An 18,204-nucleotide genomic window follows, 5' to 3' on the forward strand; every position below is an offset into this window, starting at 1 on the left:
CGTTCGCTTTCTCCTTTCCCTCTGGTCGTCACGCTTCTCGTGCTGTACGGCAGAATCTCGTGATTTTGCAGTTCATTGCCAAGACAGGCGTTGATTTTTCCTTATTTGCCCGCATCATCTATGTCCTTTGTTTACTCGGCTAATCACTTGTCCGATCATTAAAAATAGGTGCGCTTGATGGCGGAACCGGCACTGTCCATCCGTGGGCTGACCAAGGTCTACGGTAATGGCTTCCATGCCCTTAAGGGCATCGATCTTGACGTCGCTCAAGGTGACTTCTTTGCATTGCTCGGCCCCAATGGGGCGGGCAAGTCCACCACGCTGGGAATTGTATGTTCGCTGGTCCAGAAGACCGCCGGGCAGGTGAAGATATTCGGCCTCGATATCGATCGGGAATTTGCCAAGGCGAAATACCATCTCGGTGTGGTGCCTCAGGAATTCAACTTCAATCAGTTCGAGAAGGTCGAGGACATCGTGCTCACCCAGGCGGGCTATTATGGCATGCCGATGAAGGAGGCCCGGCCCCGCGCCAAGCAACTGCTGACCGATCTTGGCCTCTGGGACAAGCGCAAGGGCAGTGCACGGATGCTCTCGGGGGGCATGAAGCGCCGCCTGATGATCGCCCGCGCCCTGATCCATCGTCCGCGGCTGTTGATTCTCGACGAGCCCACCGCCGGAGTGGACATCGAGTTGCGTCGCAGCATGTGGGAGTTCATGCGTCGTATCAATCAGGAAGGTACCACCATCATCCTGACCACGCACTATCTCGAAGAAGCCGAGAGTCTGTGCCGCAACATCGCCATCATCAACCATGGCGACATCGTCCAGAATACCAGCGTACGCGATCTCCTGGCGCAGCTCGACACCGAGATATTCCTGCTTGATCTGGCGCGCCCGATGCGTGAGATACCGGTGATCGAAGGGTTCGAGATCAGCAAGGTCGACGATGCCCAGCTTTCCCTGGCGGTGAAGCGCGGCCAGCAGCTCAACGATGCCTTCGCCCAGCTCTCTGCCCAGGGCTTCGATATCGTGTCGATGCGTAACCGCGCCAACCGTCTGGAGGAGATGTTCGTGTCGATGGTCGAGAACGCCAATATCGAGAGTGGCAGAACCGCCCAGGTCTCGGAGGTGCGCTCATGAATGCCTGGCAGACCTGGATCGCGCTCTGGACGATGGTCACCAAGGAAGTGCGCCGCTTCACGCGTATCTGGCCTCAGACCCTGCTGCCGCCCTCGATTACCATGGCGATGTATTTCATCATCTTCGGCAATCTGATCGGTTCGCGTATCGGAGAGATGGATGGCATCAGTTACATGGACTACATCGTCCCCGGCCTGATCATGATGTCGGTGATCACTAACAGCTATTCCAATGTCGCCTCGTCGTTCTTCTCCAACAAGTTTCAGCGCAGCGTGGAAGAGATGATGGTTTCGCCAATGCCCAACTGGGTGATCCTGGCCGGCTTCGTGATCGGGGGGATGGCTCGCGGTCTGGGCGTGGGCATCATCGTCACCGTGGTATCGATGTTCTTCACCGACCTGTCGATCCATCACCCGCTGGTAACCCTGAGCGTGGTACTGATGACGGCGGCACTGTTCTCCATCGGCGGCTTCATCAACGCCCTGGTGGCGCACAAGTTCGACGATATCTCCATCGTGCCGATTTTCGTGCTCACACCGCTGACCTATCTGGGTGGGGTGTTCTACTCGATCAACATGCTGCCCAACTTCTGGCAGAGTGTATCGATGGCCAACCCCATTCTGTATATGGTCAACGCATTTCGCTACGGGATTCTCGGGGTTTCCGACATCGCGGTGGGAGGTGCCCTGGTGGCGATTGCCGTATTCATCGTCGTGTTCTTTTCCGTTGCATTGTGGATGCTGAATCGTGGCAAAGGGATCAGGAGCTGAGCATGCATCATCGTCCCGAAACGCTGGAGGAGGCTCCGCTGGGCCGGGAATCCGCCTATCCGGAGCATTACGATGCGAGCCTGCTCTTTCCTATCCCCCGCGCGGCCAACCGGGCACCGTTGGGAATTGTCGATCAGGCATTACCGTTTGTCGGTGAGGACGAATGGCATGCCTTCGAGCTCTCCTGGCTAGACCCCAAGGGCAAGCCGGTCGTGGCCGTGGCACGCTTTCGTCTGCCGGCGACATCGCCCAATCTGATCGAATCCAAGTCATGGAAGCTCTACCTCAATAGCTTCAACCAATCGCATTTTTCCGACCGCGAGCAGGTTGCCGAGACGCTGCAGCGCGATCTCTCCGCCGCAGCCGGGGCAAGGCTGGACATCGCCCTGTTCGACGTCGACGACGAGGCGCTGATGCCTCGCCGCCTGCCTGGCGAGTGCCTGGATCATCTCGATATCGAGATGCATGGCTACGTGCCCGATCCCGGGCTGATCCGCGTAGGCGAGGACGTCGTCGAAGAGACGCTCCACTCGCATCTGCTCAAATCCAACTGTCCGGTGACCGGCCAGCCCGATTGGGGCAGCGTGATGATTCGTTACCGCGGTCCCAGGCTAGAACGTGAAGCGTTGCTGAAGTATCTGGTGTCCTACCGTCAGCATCAGGATTTCCATGAGCACTGCGTGGAGCACCTGTTTGTTGACCTGATGGCCTATGCCCGGCCCGAACGCCTGTTGGTACTGGCGCGCTACGTACGCCGTGGTGGGTTGGACATCAGCCCGTGGCGCGGTACGCCCGGCGAGCACCCGCCCGAGCCACTGCGTCTGGCGCGGCAATAAGCGCTGGCGTATGGCAGTGAGATTGTCGGCGGGTGGAAATGTCGGTTGTTGTGTTAAGGTGAGAAGGATTCTCGATTAAGTCTGGATGAAATAGGAGGTCTCTCTTGGACGCAATGACTTTGCTGCACGAACGCAGCTCGATGGGCAAGTTGACGGGGCCAGCGCCCGATGCTGCCCAGCTCAACGCCATGTATCGCGCCGCTCTGCGCGCGCCGGATCACAAGGAACTCACTCCTTGGCGCTTCATCGAGTTCTCGGGGGAGGGGCTGGATCGCCTGGGGGATCTGTTTGCCGAAGCGGAGCGCAGAAAGGATCCGCGAGCGGATGACAAGGCGCTGGATTCCGTGCGCAAGAAGCCCAAACGGGCCCCCATGATCATTGCAGTGATTGCCAAGGTGGTGCCGGAGCATCCCAAGGTACCCCGGATCGAGCAGCTGCTTTCGGCCGGATGTGCCGCGCAGAACATTCTTCTGGCCGCTCAGGCGTTGGGGCTTGGCGGCATGTGGCGTACCGGCACCTTCGCTTTCGACGATACCGTGCGCGAGGGGCTGGGCCTCGACAGGGACGATGAGATCGTGGCCTTCCTCTATCTCGGTCATCTCGGCGGGCGGCACAAGCCGGTGCCGCAACGCGACCCCGATGACTATGTCGAGCGCTGGGGCTGAGATGACGTTCCCTCAGAACAAGGCCGGCTGATGCGTCAGCCCGGAGTGCTGTATCCCCGCCTGCCGCTGCCTGACGCAGGGCAGGAGGAGGATCTGGATGCTTTTCACTTCTGGATGGAGCGGGCGATTCCGCTTGCCGGTCAGCTCGGGCTGAATGGCATGCATTGGCGGCAAGGCACGCTGGTCTGGGATCTTTCGCTGATTCCCAATCTCAACGACAAGGGCACGGGCTTCGGCGGGGCGTTGACAGCGCAGACGACACTGATCGGCTGGGTCTGGACAACGCTCTGGCTGCGTGCCCACGGAAGGGCCCAGGACGTCGTCGTGGCCAAGGCTTGCCAGCGTTTCCTGGCGCCTGTGGTGGACGACTACCGTTTGACTTGCACGCCGCTTGAGCCGGCAACCGAGTCTCGTCTTGGCGAAAGTCTGCAGAGCAGAGGGCGGGGGCGCATCGCGTTGCTACAGCGATTGTACTGCCATGACACGCTTTGCCTGGAGGCTGAGGGTGAGTATGTGGTACTGCCAACCCAGGCATGAGCTGAAACGGGAAAACCGCTTGCAAACGCGGGCTTAGCTCGTTACCATATGCGCCGTTCTGAAGGACAAGTGAAGGTGTCCAACGGGATGAAATGCGGAGAGGTGTCCGAGTGGTCGAAGGAGCACGCCTGGAAAGTGTGTAAGTCGAAAGGCTTCGAGGGTTCGAATCCCTCCCTCTCCGCCAAAGAATATAGAATAGATAAGCCGCTAATTTTAGCGGCTTTTTTTGTTTTTTATGCTTTGTAACCCACACTTTAACCCACGCCTTCGATTTAGCTTTCTCTGGTTTGTTCCGGATGCACTTGGACTCTAGATAACTTTAGCTGGGGGAGCGTCGGCTAGCTGGTGAGCGCTCAGGCACTCCCAGATTGGCCCTGAGCCTGGTTGACGATAGCCTACCGTTTAATCGAAAGGCCGACGTCAACGCCCAATCTGTTGAATCAGAACTTCACCTCCTATGGCGACGAACCAGAAATGGGACGGCGATATCACCTATCTGCCGACCGGTGAAGGTTGGTTCTACCTGGCGGTGCTAGTCGACCTATTCTCACGCAAAGTGATCGGCAGGGCGATAAGCGAACGGATAGCCACGGACCTGGTCTGTGATGTCCTCCAATGACCTTGGAGCACTGGAAGCTCCCCAAGGGGAGCCACCGTGTGCACAGGCCGTGGCAGCCAATACTACTCGACCCGGCATCAGTCATTGCTAGCCGGACACGGCCTTAAGTGCAGTATGTGTGCCAAGGGCAACTACTACGATTAACGTCTGTGCCGAGAGCTTCTTCCTCGACTCAAGATCGAAGCAATCCATGGTGAGTGTTTCGAGACCCGGTAGAGCATACGGGCGCAGGTGTTCGAATACACCAAGAGGAAGTACAACCAGCAACACCTGAACAGTGCGACTGGATGATCAGTCCCGAGGGCCTGCGAGGCCTAATGATCGCTTAGACCGGCATCCACTAAACCCTAGGTTAGGTCAGACCGCTTCGCTCAAGCGCATGAGTGTGGGGGTTAGGTGGCTCCCCATCCCTTTTTTCAAGGCGGTAATCTCCATAGTCGAAACCGGTCGTAGAAAAGCCTAAGGCAAAGCAGCTGTGTCCAGCCTATCAGGCACTATGTTGGTTCACTTCATTTGGTCTCTTCAAAGTGGCGACTGGCGTGGTAGGGTGGCTTGTAGGTATGCAGACTTACTAAAATGGTTGCCAAAGTGAAAGTACGACCACGTAGCAGTGCCCCAGCCCCAGCCCGTGCCTGGCTCAGCGAGTTCCTGCTGATTCGAGGCATTGTCCCCGCTCCCGATGGACGTTACCTGTATAGCTACCAAGTCACGCAGGAAGAATTTAATTCTCTCTGTAGCTTGTTGAAGAAGAGCAGGGCAGAAGCATTCAGCCCAGTTCAGGCTAGACATTATGCAGCATGCTTCTGCCTTTATGTTTCAGAGAGCTATCGAAGGAGTTATGACGGTGCGAGTGGCTGGTCCTGGGCGGTGTTTGAGGAACCAATCGCATGCAGCTTTAGTCCGCAACAGCACGCTGAGATGGTTAAAGTTGGCTTGGCTTATTGGAAACGCCCTGTGCGCAGGCGTGAGAATGGTCACGATTGGCTTGGATCATTGTTTTTAGAAGGTGGTTTGCCATGGCTGCTAGTCCAAAGCGAGTCGCATGGATTCGGTAGGGCAGTACGCAAGGGAATCAAGCAGTATCACCGCACTGAAGCTGGTCAGCGTACCATGGCTGACCTAATGGCTGATCACGAGCAATACCTGCCGCTTACTTTTCGGAACCTGGAAACCCGGCAGCTCCTGGCAGGCATCGTCGAGCAGCTGATATATTTAGTTGAGCAGTTCCCTTTAAGAGAACAAGAAGATCCGGCCGCTTATCTTGATGCACATTATCCTGCCTGGCGCTCTGCATTTCCCATCCCGCTGGGGGAGCGCAATGGTCGAGGCCTAGTAAATGACTGGCTCAAGAATGCAGGCCAGCGACGCAGGGAGGATAAAGAAGCTGCCGAGAGAACCCAGGCTTTCATATGTAAGCATCGGCTGTTAGGTGAATTGCCCGCATGGCACATCTGCACTGAACTGGTTCTCCCGAAGGAAGAGACACTGAAGCTCGATACCTGTGAGCTTAGTACGACGCGCCTAGAACTTGGTTACTATGAAGGTGAACAGCTGCTTGCTAAGGGAGGTGCTGTTTATGCTCAAATAGATGAGCATGGTGTGAAGGTGCGTTTTCCGAGTAGACAGGTCCTCTTAAATCGGCGAGAAACCCGTAACCCTGTCAGCTTACATTTGCTAGAAAACGGAAGATCTATACATATCTTTCACCTTAAGGATAGTGTGCTCGATTATGAAGATACTCCTCTAATATTTGAACCCCACGAGGAGGAGTGGTGGTTCGCTTCTAGTTTCAGTACATCGATTGCTGCTGAAAAGGTGCGATTAAGACTTCCTGAGCAATATAAAGTTACGAAGGGAACAGTTCAGGAAATCCTCAAGGAGGAGAACGGAGCAGAGTGGCTTGATTCCTCGGATGATATACAACTGTGTGATGGCCAGGACCTATTTTCGATTCGCCTTCGTAATACAGAAGGTACCTGCCCTAAGCCATACCTCTCGGGAGTAGCAGCCTTCTTTGGTTCTTTGCCGGCCAACACATTTCTAGGCTGGCCGCAACTAAAGGCGCCTGAGGAGTACTGGGCTAGCTACGGAGAACTGCGGGAATATGCGAATGGACAGCCAGCGGCCACTTTTCAGGAAAATACAAAGGCGGGCGTGGTCCGTTACAGTGTGAAGAACGCCAAAGGTGAGACTATCCTTCGCCGACGTTTTGGCTTTCTTCCCAAAAAATTCCAGGTTTACCTTTATCCAGCGCTTCAGAACACTCCCGCCCGTATTAAGATCCTTAATGGCGAAGGGTTAACCAGTCGTGTGGTTAACGAGAACGTAATTACGAAGACCACTGAGTCCACACAGGGTAACGAGATTTTCCTCTACCCTCGTGGAGAGATACCACCTTCTAGTCTAAAATTGGAGATAGTTGGCCAGTATGGCTCAGAACCTGTTCAGCTTCGCCTTCCCTATCCCGATCGGGGAGCAAGGCTTGTTGACAGCGATGGCGAGCTGTCGCCAAGACGCAAGCTGATACTGGATGAGTTGCTTGGGATGCGAATTGTCCTCTCTGCAAGCCTACCTCAAGAGCAGAAATTTTATTTGTCGCTGGAGCTTATTAACCGGTCTGGGCAGCTTCCCAAGCGTCAATATATGGTTCGTGTCGGAGCAGTGCCAGTTGAGCTGAGTATGTTTAGTTACCAGAACGACATGATTCAGATGCTTGGGGCTGTAGATAGCCAGGACGCATTTATCAGGATGACTGTCGAGACTGAGCAGCGCTTAATGGTGCTAGATATTCATCGCTATAATGGCTCGGTCCATTGGGAAGATACGGCTGAGCAATCCCTTTTCTCGATCCATAGTATCGGAGACCGCCAAAAGGTATTATCCGATGTTGGAGTGGCAGCTATGCTGCTTTCTGACCCTAAGCAGGCACCCCTCCATATTAGCGAGCAGACTAGCCAAGATGTGGGCGTGGGTAGGTACAGGATACCGACCGCAATGGAAAGAAAAGGGCCATGGTTGATTTATCCTGAAAATAATTCTGATATCCAGTTCCGGCCAGTGTTATATGTGCCTAGTAAGCTTTCTACTATGGGTCAGGTTGAGGCCCAGTCACTCCATCAGGCTACTGAGCTATATCATCCGTACCACAACCCTGGGGTGATTGATGGCCAGATAGCACAGATGGCGAACGACTTCGATCATAGCGGTTGGCAGTACTTGGCAGACTTGAAAAAAGGCTATAGCCACCTTCCCTTATCCTCGTTTGAAAGCTGGCTATCACTTGCTCGCCATCCACAAGCACTGGCAGCCGCAGTATTCAAAATGGAGCTGGACGAGGCTTTCTGTAGTCGTATTAAGGATGAACTCGCGGTGGTCTGGGAGTGGATACCCCTGCCTCTGTGGGCTAGCACCTATGTGAATTTTCGAAATTGGTTGGAGGACATGGCATTGCCTGCAGTGCTCCAGCAGCGGATCCTAGAGAACCGCAAAATAGTCATGCCTGCTGTTGTTTCTGGCTTCGAGTATGTTGATATCTATCTTGAGACGGCTGATAGTGGATCACTCAAATCGGTTGGGCCAGAGTATGTACTACCAACTTGGTATCAGGATTTGCGTCGACGTCATGAATCCAATGAACGCTGGCCCACTGAGATGGGCGAACTGCTGGCGAGTTGGGTAAATCAGCAGGACTTACCGAAGAAAGTCAAAGAATTATCCCAAATCTGGTTCACTGACGCAGTAACCTATTTCCCTATATTCATGGCTCATGTAACAGCCGGCAAGGCAAGATTGTACGACTTGCCTATAGATTTAACACTACTCAAGTTCATTACCAAGTTAATATCTGATTTTGATCGTAGTGGCTGGTATAGCCCTGTACATACCCTTATGGTTTCTTATTTACTGGCCTCGTCGGCCAAAGACGAGGGCTGAGGTTAAGATGGAATTCTTTAGAGAACTTGTTGAGCAAAGCCTGAACCGTACCCGCGAAGCGACTTTAAGTGTGCTAGGCATCAATGACACAGCCTTACGCCAGCATCTGGCCGAGGCCATGAGCAACGAACTGGGAGCAGAAGGCTGTTTCCTTGCCCCTCCCGTCTTCGAGCATACCTTTGGCTGGGAACAAGCCAGCAAGACGTTGGCCGATTTACAAGACAACCTTCTGTCATCGGCTATGTTAAATACACTTGACAGTGCAGGCTCTTATCAGTTCCCTAAGATTGCCCATCCCTATACTCATCAGCTGCAGGCATGGGAAGCGCTACTCGACGATGAGCCCAAGTCAGCTGTCATTACTAGCGGCACCGGCTCAGGCAAGACCGAATGTTTTATGGTTCCAATCATTGAGGACCTCATTCGTGAGCGCAACCAAAGTAATAGGCCACTTGTCGGGATACGTGCATTATTTCTTTACCCCCTCAATGCGTTAATCAACTCCCAGCAAGAGCGACTCGATGCTTGGACTCGCGCCTTCGGAGAGGACATACGTTTTTGCCTTTATAACGGGAAAACCGAAGAGCAGGAGTCTTCTGTCCGCAGGCTGCAGGCTGAAAGGCCTAACCAGGTGCTCTCGCGTGAGCGACTGCGTAAAGAACCTGCGCCCATCGTGATGACTAATGCCACCATGTTGGAGTACATGTTGGTACGTCAGGTTGATAGTCCCATTCTCGAAATTTCCCGCAAAGAGAAGTCTCTGCGTTGGATTGTGCTTGATGAGGCTCATACTTATATTGGTTCTCAAGCTGCAGAGCTATCATTGCTACTACGTCGTGTGGTACAAGCATTTGGAAAGGAACCCGAGGAAATTCGCTTTGTCGCGACTTCAGCTACTATTGCCGATAAGAATGCCAGTGAGCGCCTCAAGCAATACCTGGCGGACTTGGCAGGAGTGCGGCGTGACCAAGTCATCGTAATCGGTGGAAATCGTACGGTACCTGAGCTAGCTAAGACGAGTCAGCGAGCAGCTACTTCCTTGAAGATCGATGAGATCAGGCGCATCGACAGTCAGCACAAAGTATCGCCTGAGCGCTACCAGGCGCTCTGCGCCCATCCGGTGGCACTCCAGCTACGCAGCCTTGTGGTTGGCAGTCCCAGCCCTATGGATCTGAATGACTTGGTGCATCACGTTCAGGAGCAATTGACGTGCTGTACTCAACAGGAGCGGCAGCGAGAGGTGCTAGATTGGTTGGACCTAATGACCGGGACCCACCCTAAGGCTGGAGCGCTTCCTTTTCTAAAACTACGTATCCATCTTTTCCAGCGTATGCTGCACGGACTCTGGGCCTGCGTAGACTCGGCATGCTCGGCCAAGTCTGGCCTCCTTTGCAATTGGCCATTTGGAAACGTGTACGTGAGCCAGCGCATGCGCTGCCAATGTGGGGCTCCCGTCTACGAGCTGGCTTTCTGTGATGACTGTAAGACACCACATCTGCTTGCGGAAGAAACCTCGACAGGAGCTTTACAGCAGCAGAGCCCCTTTACAGGAGATGAATTCGCACTGAATTACGAGTCACCCGAGGATGGGGAAGTGCTAAACCCCTTGATTGAGGGACGTAACAGCGTAGGGGGGAACAAGCTTGTTCTTGCAGGACGTAGAACGGCAAAAGAGCCTTATGAAGCTCGTCCGCTAGATCTGGAAAGTCTTGAAATGGGTGCACTACGGCCTGCACGAAAAATTGATATAATCTTGGCTGAAGAGTCTAGGGCGTGCTGTAGCTACTGTGATTACGTAGGGCTGAAGGAAAAAAACTTCCTTAGGAAATCTTATCTCGGGGCACCTTTTTATGTCGCGAATGCAGTGCCTACTGTACTTGAGTTCTGTCCTGATCCCGATAGGAAAGATACCAACGAGGCGTCCCCGGAAGAGCTGCCTGGCCGTGGACGTAAATTAATTACCTTTACCGATAGTCGCCAAGGCACAGCTCGCATGGCAATACGCATGCAACAGGAGGCCGAGCGTTCTCGCCTGCGTGGATTGGCCTTCGAGGTGCTCCGTAATGCACAAGTGAAGGCTGATGCAGAGCCAAAGGATGAGCCTACAGGCAGTTATGAAGACCTAATGGCTCAGGCGGCAAGCCTAGAAAAGATGGGCATGGGCGAAACGGCCAAGCATCTTCGAATCACGGCAGAGGCGGCCAAGAGCGGAATAAAAAAATCGACGATTCATGAGGTAAAGTGGCAAACAGTTCTGGATGAGCTTGCCTCTTCTAAGGACATCTCACAGTCGATCCTGGATTATAACCGCTATGCTAACCCCGAGCTGTTTGGGGGCAATGAAGCGGGTACGACAATGGCTCGTCTACTACTTGCACGCGAATATGCTCGCCGTCCAAGAAATCAGAACAGCACCGAAACACTAGGGTTAATAAAGGTCAATTACCTAGGGCTTGAGCAGATAAATTCTACTCCGCAGTACTGGCTTGAGACAAAGGCCAAAGCAGCGCAGAAGGAATCTACCGAGGCTAGAAGTAACCTAACGCTTCAGGACTGGAAAGATTTCCTTAAGGTGGCTCTTGACTTTTATGTCCGCGAAAATACCTTTATTCGCCTAGACCCAGGTCTACAGCGCTGGATGGGAAGCCGCTTCACGTCAAAAGCACTATACCCACCAACTGCGTTTATCGAAGAGGATGCTACGAATAAACGGTGGCCCCAGATTAAACCAGGGAGCGGCCATCGCCTAGTTAGGCTGCTTGAGCTCGCCACTGGCCTTGATCGAAATCTTTCGACAGGCAAGGATAAGATAAACTACTGGCTTCAGTGCGCCTGGAGCGATCTTGTCGATAAAGCCAAGGTGCTAGACTCGGTAGGTATGGGATATTCGCTCAACCTTCAGACATTGACATTTTCACTACCGAGGGAAGCCTGGGTCTGCCCAGCCACCAATCGCCTGCTTGATACAACTTTCCGTGGGCTTACTCCGTATTTGCCTCGTAAGCTGCTGAAAAATAATGATTATCGTTGCCAAAAGACATCACTGCCTGATCTGGCTAGCTTGGGGCCAGATAGTAGTCCGACGCCGAAGGTAACGCAAATACGTAATAAAATAATAGAAAATCAATGTGTAAAGCGCCTTCGCCAAGAAAATCTTTGGACAGACTTGAGCGACCGGACAGCCGAGGGTGGTTTTTATTATCGGACAGCCGAGCACTCCGCCCAACAGTCTTCGAAAAAGCTCGAGGATTACGAGGCTATGTTCAAAATGGGTAAGATCAATGTGCTCAACTGCTCTACAACCATGGAGATGGGAGTAGATATTGGTGGCGTTTCTGCCGTAGTGATGAACAATGTGCCGCCACATCCAGCCAATTATCTCCAACGTGCTGGGCGAGCCGGGCGTAGAAGTGAAGCCAGAGCAATTGCTTACACGCTTTGTAAAGCTGACCCACACAATCAACGCGCCTTTACCCACCCTAAATGGCCTTTTGTAACAGCTATTCCGGCACCTAGCGTTACACTGAGCTCAAACCGAATAGTTCAGCGACACGTAAACTCGTTATTGTTGGGTATCTTCTTACGTGCCAGAACTATATCGGAAGTAGGCGACCGGACAAAATTGACTGTAAAGTGGTTCTTCGGGGGCGGTGAAGAGGCGCTTTACCATCAGTTTGCTGATTGGCTGGAGTCGCTTTCGGGGGAAGAGGAGATTTACATTCGTCGCTTAGTCAAGGGGACAGGTCTCGAAGCTTGGTCTGTAGCTTCTATTATTGAAGATACTTTATCGGTGCTCTATGACATAGCCGAGCGTTGGTCAATCGAGTATGAAAAGTTAAATTCTTCACTCGCTGCAGCTAAAGATGAGCCCTACAAGAAGGCACTGAGTCTAGAGCTTAAGCGGCATGAGGATGAGTACCTACTGCGGGACCTGGCAGGGCGGACATTTTTGCCAGGGTATGGCTTTCCAACCAATGTTGTGAATCTCAATACTAATAACGTCGAAGATTTTAAAGAGAAAACTAGGCAGAAGCAGGGCGGTAGCCGTGAAGATAATATCTTTACGCTAAAAGAGCAGCCCACACGTGGTCTGGATGTAGCGATTAGAGAATATGCACCCGGCTCACAAATAGTAATAGACGGGCGGGTCTATCGCTCGGCAGGCATTAGCCTACATTGGCACTCTGGAGGAGCAGTCAATGAGGCACAGAAGTTTGACATTGCTTGGCGCTGCAGTAATTGCGGCACATCGGACGTGGTAGAAAATGCCTATGCTAACAGTACTGGGCTGACTTGCCCTCACTGTGGGGTAGATATCACATTGCGAGATCAGAAAAGAGTCCTCTGGCCTGCCGGCTTCGTAACGGACTTCTATGAGCCGACTAGCAACGATATCACCTCACAGAAATTTATCCGTGTAGAGAGGCCCCGTGTCCAGCTAAAGGGCGATGCCTTGTCCCTACCCGATCCTCGCTGTGGTTATATCCGGTTTGGTCATGAGGGACGTGTATTCTACCATTCTTCTGGCGAACACGAGCGGGGCTATGCAGTCTGCCTCAACTGTGGAAGGGCAGAATCCATGCTAGCGACCGGCGAGCTGCCTTCGTTGCTGCGGCCTGACAAAAATCACCGCCCTATTGGTGGGAAAGCCGGGAGCCATAAAGATAAGGATTGTTCAGGTAATGAGGTGCTCAGTAATATTTATCTGGGCTATCATACTCAGACTGATGTTTTAGAGTTCGTTCTACGAAGCCCAGCTACTAGCCAATGGCTTTCTGATTCTTCGGCTGACCAAGTCATCGCGAGCACAGTAGCTGTTGCCTTACGTGATACGATTGCAGATCTACTGGGTATTGCAGCGACTGAGATGGGGTTTGGCATTCGGTTAGACAAAGATCACGAGACGGGGGCGGGCCGTTCGATAGTTCAACTGTACGATCAAGTCAGCGGTGGGGCAGGGTTTGTTCTGGCAGGTCTCGATAATATTGTGGAACTGCTGAGTAAAGCTAGTGACAAGCTCCGCTGTCCAGCGGGATGCGACAATGTTTGTTCCTGCTGCCTGGCAGGTCAAGACAGCAGAGTAGAACTTCAAGAGTTAGACCGTAAAGCGGCCCAGCGCTGGTTTGCAGATAACGGCTATTTCGAGCATCTAGCTCTGCCAGCCGAGTTCGACTCTATCCCTGGGGCAAGTTATTGTTCCTTTGATCCAAAACGCCTAATTCGCTCGGCCATCAAAAAAGGGGCTAGCTCTATTCATTTCGCCTTACAGGGAGAGGCTAAAGACTGGGACCTCAATCTGACGGCGTTCCGAAATCAACTCCTTGCTTTGAGTGTCGTTGATGGGGTCCAAGTCAGACTCGGCGTACCTGATATCGAGAAGATTCCTGAGGAAATGAAATATAGCTTCGCCTTACTTGAGAGATTTGGGATACAGCTTTTCGCGCTAGATCAGCGCTGGGAGGAACATGGTGTACCCCTATTGATACAGGCATGCAAGACTGACGGAAGTACAGTCAGCTTGTTTTCCTATGAATGTGAAGCGACTAAACCAGGTGAGTCATGGCTTCATAGTAGCGATTCAAGTGTATGGGTTTCTAGTAGCCAACTCCCCATGCTGAGCATTTCAGCGCTCGATCTTTCTGGTTGGGAGACAGTGGAAGCAGGTGCCAGTGTCTTAGAATGCACGACTGAGCTTAACGGGAGGCTAACGACACTACCTGATCGGCTTAATAACCTGCTTCTCAAGCAAGTACCTGAGTTTAAGAAACTGATAGAGAAGGATCAGGCGGTAACGATTAGCTATTCCGATCGCTACCTGAAGTCGCCCTGGGCTGTGATGGTTCTAGGTCGTTTCCTGGCTTTATTTAGTGGTGAAAGCCTAAACTCAGTTACGATCCAGACACTTGCAGCTGGTGGCGATCCTCGTGAGGGAAGAATTCTCAAGCATGACTGGCAATTTGCCTTCGACCAAGAAAATTGTATCAAGCTATGGTTGGGTCGGATGTTGGCTACAGATGTTACTATCCAATTAAAAGATAAGCCTTATGATCTTCAGCATAGCCGGGTTATTTACATTAGCTGGGCTTCGGGGAAAAGTAGTAAAATAATTCTTGATCAAGGCGTCGGATATTGGAAACCGAGGATGCCCTATAAAGAAGATTTGGCATTTGATTTTGGTCTGGATGCAGAGAGTCAAATGGAGTTAATGCAGGAAAAAGAGAATATAATGAACATGTATAATGGTGGGCAATGGCCAACTTTGGTTACGGTGACTTGAAGGTTTGGTAAATTAAAGATATTAAATATTAGGCCTGGCTGCTGTCAGCCAGGCTTTTTATATTAACTTCGTAAGCGTTGGATGAATTTTCCTGCGTAGTTTAAGCTACTCGCTATCGATATCCCCACTGGGGATAACGGTTGCTGTCTCATGTACCTCTGGCCGGAATCCCTGTTGGAATAAAAGAACAATCGAAGCAGGAGTGAGTACAGTGACACTTGTGCCTTCCTCAGGCAGCAACGCTGGCTGACTGTAGCCGTGGAAGGACCAGGGAAGCAGCTCTTTTTCTCCTACCAAAAAGGTGGCCCCATCCTGTTCGATGATCGTCCCGAACGGTAGGGTCTCAATGGCAGTCTTAAACGTGACCTTATCCCCGCTCTGAGCGGCCCGCTCGGCATGAAGCACTTTATCGATTGCTGCGATTGGTGGCTTTTCGCCTGGCACCAATTCCGGGTTGGCAGCGAGCCACTGTGCCTTGAATTCTCGATAGCGCTTGTTGCGGCATGAGGCACAGGGGCGGTGTCCCGCAGCAAAAGCCGTCGCTTCATCAAGGAAAAACAACTCGGAGTAGGAGTCGGGAGCGAAGATGGTGCGCTGGGTGTCGCCATATTCGAGCGCGCACGTCACCCAGGCCTTGGTTTTCCATGGGCGGACAATGTTCTTGTTTGCATCGTGCAGTTGGCCACGATTGCCCAGCAAGGCCCCTCGGGCTTGTACTGAGTGTAAGTTGCCAAAGGGATCAACGCGATTCTGTAGTGGCATAGATTCTCCTTGTGAGGGGCTGTGAATGGCCAGCGTTGGCCATGGCCTCAATTGATGCTTCCGCAGTGAGGCCTGTGATAACACTCATCCTTCAGGCCAACCTGTCGATGTGGCTAAGTCGCGCTCGCACAACATTTATACCGTTGCGACACAAGTAAATCCAACGCGTAGCTACTACTACGCTAATTAAGTCGGTCTAATGTTTCGAAGCTGGGAAACCAGGAGGGGATATGGCGGAACGCTTCACGATCGATGGCCTGATCTATGAGGTCGACTTCTCCGGCGATACCATCAACTTCGCCATCGTTGGCGGAGCGAACCCTGCCTATGACACCTACACCTATGATCCCTTTGATAGCCCCGATGACTGGGATAAAGAGCCGAGCGTCACGGCAGATATTGGTGTCACCCGCTATCCGCTGCGGGTGTATCGCCAGGTCCTGTTGCGGGTCTATGACTGGCTCGGTCGTACCCGACCGAAAACCTTCTCATTTAGCGCCTGGTCAGACCGGCGCTACTGGATCTACGAGCGGGTGGCTCGCCATCTGGCTGAGCGCTTCGATTATGACTTGCAGATCATCGGTAACGGTTTTTTTATTTTTCAAGCTGAAGCCCGTGACAGCCAGTCAGGAGGTGCCTCCTGCAGCCACCCATCGCCGTGCAACTACCTGATGAGTTTCGCCATGCCATTGTCTGCCGAGCGCCTGTCGCGTGCCTTGTTCGACACGGACCCCATGGGAACCTGCTGCAAGGAGAACGACTGCTTCGATGAGTATGACGCCATTGCCAACGATATCGTTTCGCGGTGCCAGAGGGGGCAGCCCCTGGATAATGCGTTGGATGAGACTTTCGAAGATTGGTTCGGGGCAGAGCTTGCCGAGCGCATCGATACGCAGGCACTGTGTACTGCGTTGACGAATCACACTAATGGCCCGTCGGCCTGATGCAGCAGTAGTAGCTTCAGGAGTTAGCTAACGGAAGAGCTACGTGCCGAAATGCAGCGAAGAACGGCACCATTATCTGCGTGGGAACTGCTACGCAGGATGGGCTACCGAAAGCTTGGCGAAGCAGCCTTACGTCGCCTGAACGAGGTGCTGGAAGACCCTGACCTGGGCCTGAGCAGTGGTGGCTTCGATTTTCGTTTCGGCAGCCGGGAATTCCTCTGCGCGCTTTGTGACGTAGTCGGCCTGGACGAAACGGATTACCTGCCGCTCATCGAGGCTCGCCAGCAATGGCTGAGCGATGAACGGCAGGCGTTCAAGCCCTACCTTTTTATTGATACTGGCTTCCGGCGTTCGGATCGTCCGGGGGCGGCGATTTTCGTTCTGGCGGTCTGCGAGGGTATGCGGCGCCTGACCTTCCCTGAGGGCTTCTGGCGCAAGTCGCTGGCCGAGCAGGTTCAACTGGCCCAGGCACGGGTGCGGGAATTCATGGCGGAAACGAGCGGCGACGTAAAAATATGGGGAATGGCCCACCGGTTCCTGTTCTTCCATGCCGAAGACGCTGCCATCGAATTGCCCCGTCAGGCGAGGTGCTGGGCGATTGGCAGGGTGTGGTACCCAACCAGGCCTCATGGCGGATCGGCAATCAGGCCATCACCACGCAGCCGCCTGGGTCGGACACGGATGATAGATAATAAACAAGGAGCGATATGTACGATCTGATCGGTGACATTCACGGCTACGCCACCCCTCTCAAGCATCTTTTGACCAAGTTGGGCTACACCGAGCGGGGCGGTGTCTGGCAGCACTCCGAGCGGCAAGTGATCTTTCTGGGCGATTTCGTCGATCGCGGGCCGGAACAGGTGGAAACCGTGCGTCTTGCCCGGGCCATGGTCGAGGCTGGGCAGGCCCTGGCAGTAATGGGCAATCATGAGTTCAATGCCGTGGCCTGGGCTACAGAAGATCCCGAAGCGCCCGGTACCTTCCTGCGGCCCCACAGTGAGAAGAATCGCAACCAGCACCAGACGTATCTCGACCAGGTCGAGGAGGGCAGTGCACTTCATCATGAGCACATTGACTGGTTCAAGACGCTCCCGCTATTACTGGATCTCGATGGCCTGCGGGTGATTCACGCCTGCTGGCATCCGCCGTCGCTGCGAGTCCTCAGTGACTACACGGATGAGCAGCAGCGCATTCTGGAGACTGCCTGGCTCGAGCTATGCCGCAAGGACACCGCGGCCTATGACGCGCTGGAAACGGCGGTCAAGGGACTGGAGGTGCCGCTACCGGCCGGGGCTGAGTTCTTCGACAAGGACGGCAATGCGCGCCACCACATTCGGACTCGCTGGTGGGAACTGGAGCGCCTGACCTACCGCGATCTGGCCATGGTGCCGGCCGATCAGATCGAGGCCATCCCCCATGACCCGGTGCCGGAGGATATTCTGCCCGGCTATGCCGGCGACAAGCCATTGTTCGTCGGCCACTACTGGCTGACTGGCGAGCCCAAGCCGCTCAACCGTTACATCGCCTGCCTGGATTACAGTATTGCCGCTGGCCACACGCTGAGTGCTGGTGAGGGCAAGCTGTGCGCCTACCGCTGGGACGGGGAGCGCGAATTGTCAAAAGACCGCTTCGTGTGGGTGACCAACTGATCGGTAACTTCCCTGATTGCCTGACGTCGCGGCCTGGGCGTGTCCGCCTGGTTGAGCGAAGGGCAGAAGACT

The 18,204-nt window shown here is 53.5% G+C and carries 11 protein-coding genes, 1 tRNA gene and 1 pseudogene; 12 read left to right on the forward strand and 1 reads right to left on the reverse strand.

The window, feature by feature from the left end; all coding sequences use genetic code 11:
* Positions 1-177: 177 nt before the first annotated feature.
* The 9 genes and pseudogenes from ACYQ12_RS06595 (at position 178) to ACYQ12_RS06635 (ending at position 14,777) form a co-directional block, all read left to right on the forward strand.
* Entirely contained in the window at positions 178-1,140 is a 963-nt protein-coding gene (locus ACYQ12_RS06595) for an ABC transporter ATP-binding protein (RefSeq protein ID WP_459869310.1), read from the forward strand.
* Complete coding sequence (locus ACYQ12_RS06600) at positions 1,137-1,910, forward strand: ABC transporter permease (RefSeq protein ID WP_459869312.1); 774 nt, start codon at positions 1,137-1,139, stop codon at positions 1,908-1,910. Before ACYQ12_RS06595 ends, ACYQ12_RS06600 begins: the two co-directional genes overlap by 4 nt.
* A gap of 2 nt (positions 1,911-1,912) precedes the next feature.
* Positions 1,913-2,746 carry an NADPH-dependent 7-cyano-7-deazaguanine reductase QueF gene (queF, locus tag ACYQ12_RS06605; RefSeq protein WP_459869314.1) on the forward strand — a complete coding sequence of 278 codons (834 nt, stop codon included), beginning with the start codon at positions 1,913-1,915 and terminating at the stop codon, positions 2,744-2,746.
* 104 nt (positions 2,747-2,850) lie between these two features.
* A complete protein-coding gene (locus ACYQ12_RS06610; protein WP_459869316.1) occupies positions 2,851-3,411 on the forward strand; it encodes a nitroreductase family protein in 561 nt (186 codons plus the stop codon).
* A gap of 30 nt (positions 3,412-3,441) precedes the next feature.
* The gene (locus tag ACYQ12_RS06615; protein ID WP_459869318.1) at positions 3,442-3,948 is read left to right on the forward strand and encodes a YiiD C-terminal domain-containing protein; all 507 of its coding nucleotides are present in this window, start codon (positions 3,442-3,444) and stop codon (positions 3,946-3,948) included.
* Positions 3,949-4,044: 96 nt separating this feature from the next.
* Positions 4,045-4,132, forward strand: a tRNA-Ser gene (locus tag ACYQ12_RS06620).
* 242 nt (positions 4,133-4,374) lie between these two features.
* Positions 4,375-4,514, forward strand: a pseudogene (locus ACYQ12_RS06625) (DDE-type integrase/transposase/recombinase); the annotation flags it as partial.
* Positions 4,515-5,143: 629 nt separating this feature from the next.
* Positions 5,144-8,500, forward strand: coding sequence for an STY4851/ECs_5259 family protein (locus ACYQ12_RS06630; protein ID WP_459869320.1), 3,357 nt, complete (start codon positions 5,144-5,146; stop codon positions 8,498-8,500).
* Positions 8,501-8,507: 7 nt separating this feature from the next.
* A complete protein-coding gene (locus ACYQ12_RS06635; protein WP_459869322.1) occupies positions 8,508-14,777 on the forward strand; it encodes a DEAD/DEAH box helicase in 6,270 nt (2,089 codons plus the stop codon).
* Positions 14,778-14,882: 105 nt separating this feature from the next.
* Here the strand turns inward: ACYQ12_RS06635 and ACYQ12_RS06640 are convergent, their stop codons facing one another.
* Entirely contained in the window at positions 14,883-15,539 is a 657-nt protein-coding gene (locus ACYQ12_RS06640) for a hypothetical protein (RefSeq protein WP_459869324.1), read from the reverse strand.
* Positions 15,540-15,769: 230 nt separating this feature from the next.
* On the opposite strand from ACYQ12_RS06640, the gene ACYQ12_RS06645 reads away from it, so the two are divergent.
* From ACYQ12_RS06645 to ACYQ12_RS06655, 3 genes are all read left to right on the forward strand, one after another.
* Positions 15,770-16,483, forward strand: a complete 714-nt coding sequence (locus ACYQ12_RS06645; protein ID WP_459869326.1) for a hypothetical protein — start codon at positions 15,770-15,772, stop codon at positions 16,481-16,483.
* A 99-nt stretch (positions 16,484-16,582) separates the two neighbouring features.
* Positions 16,583-17,203: a hypothetical protein gene (locus ACYQ12_RS06650; protein ID WP_459869328.1), complete on the forward strand. Its 621-nt coding sequence runs from the start codon at positions 16,583-16,585 to the stop codon at positions 17,201-17,203.
* Positions 17,191-18,132: a metallophosphoesterase gene (locus tag ACYQ12_RS06655; protein ID WP_459869330.1), complete on the forward strand. Its 942-nt coding sequence runs from the start codon at positions 17,191-17,193 to the stop codon at positions 18,130-18,132. The genes ACYQ12_RS06650 and ACYQ12_RS06655 overlap by 13 nt, the downstream gene beginning before the upstream one ends.
* The last annotated feature ends 72 nt before the right edge of the window (positions 18,133-18,204 follow it).

It is taken from the genome of Halomonas shantousis (assembly GCF_054654615.1).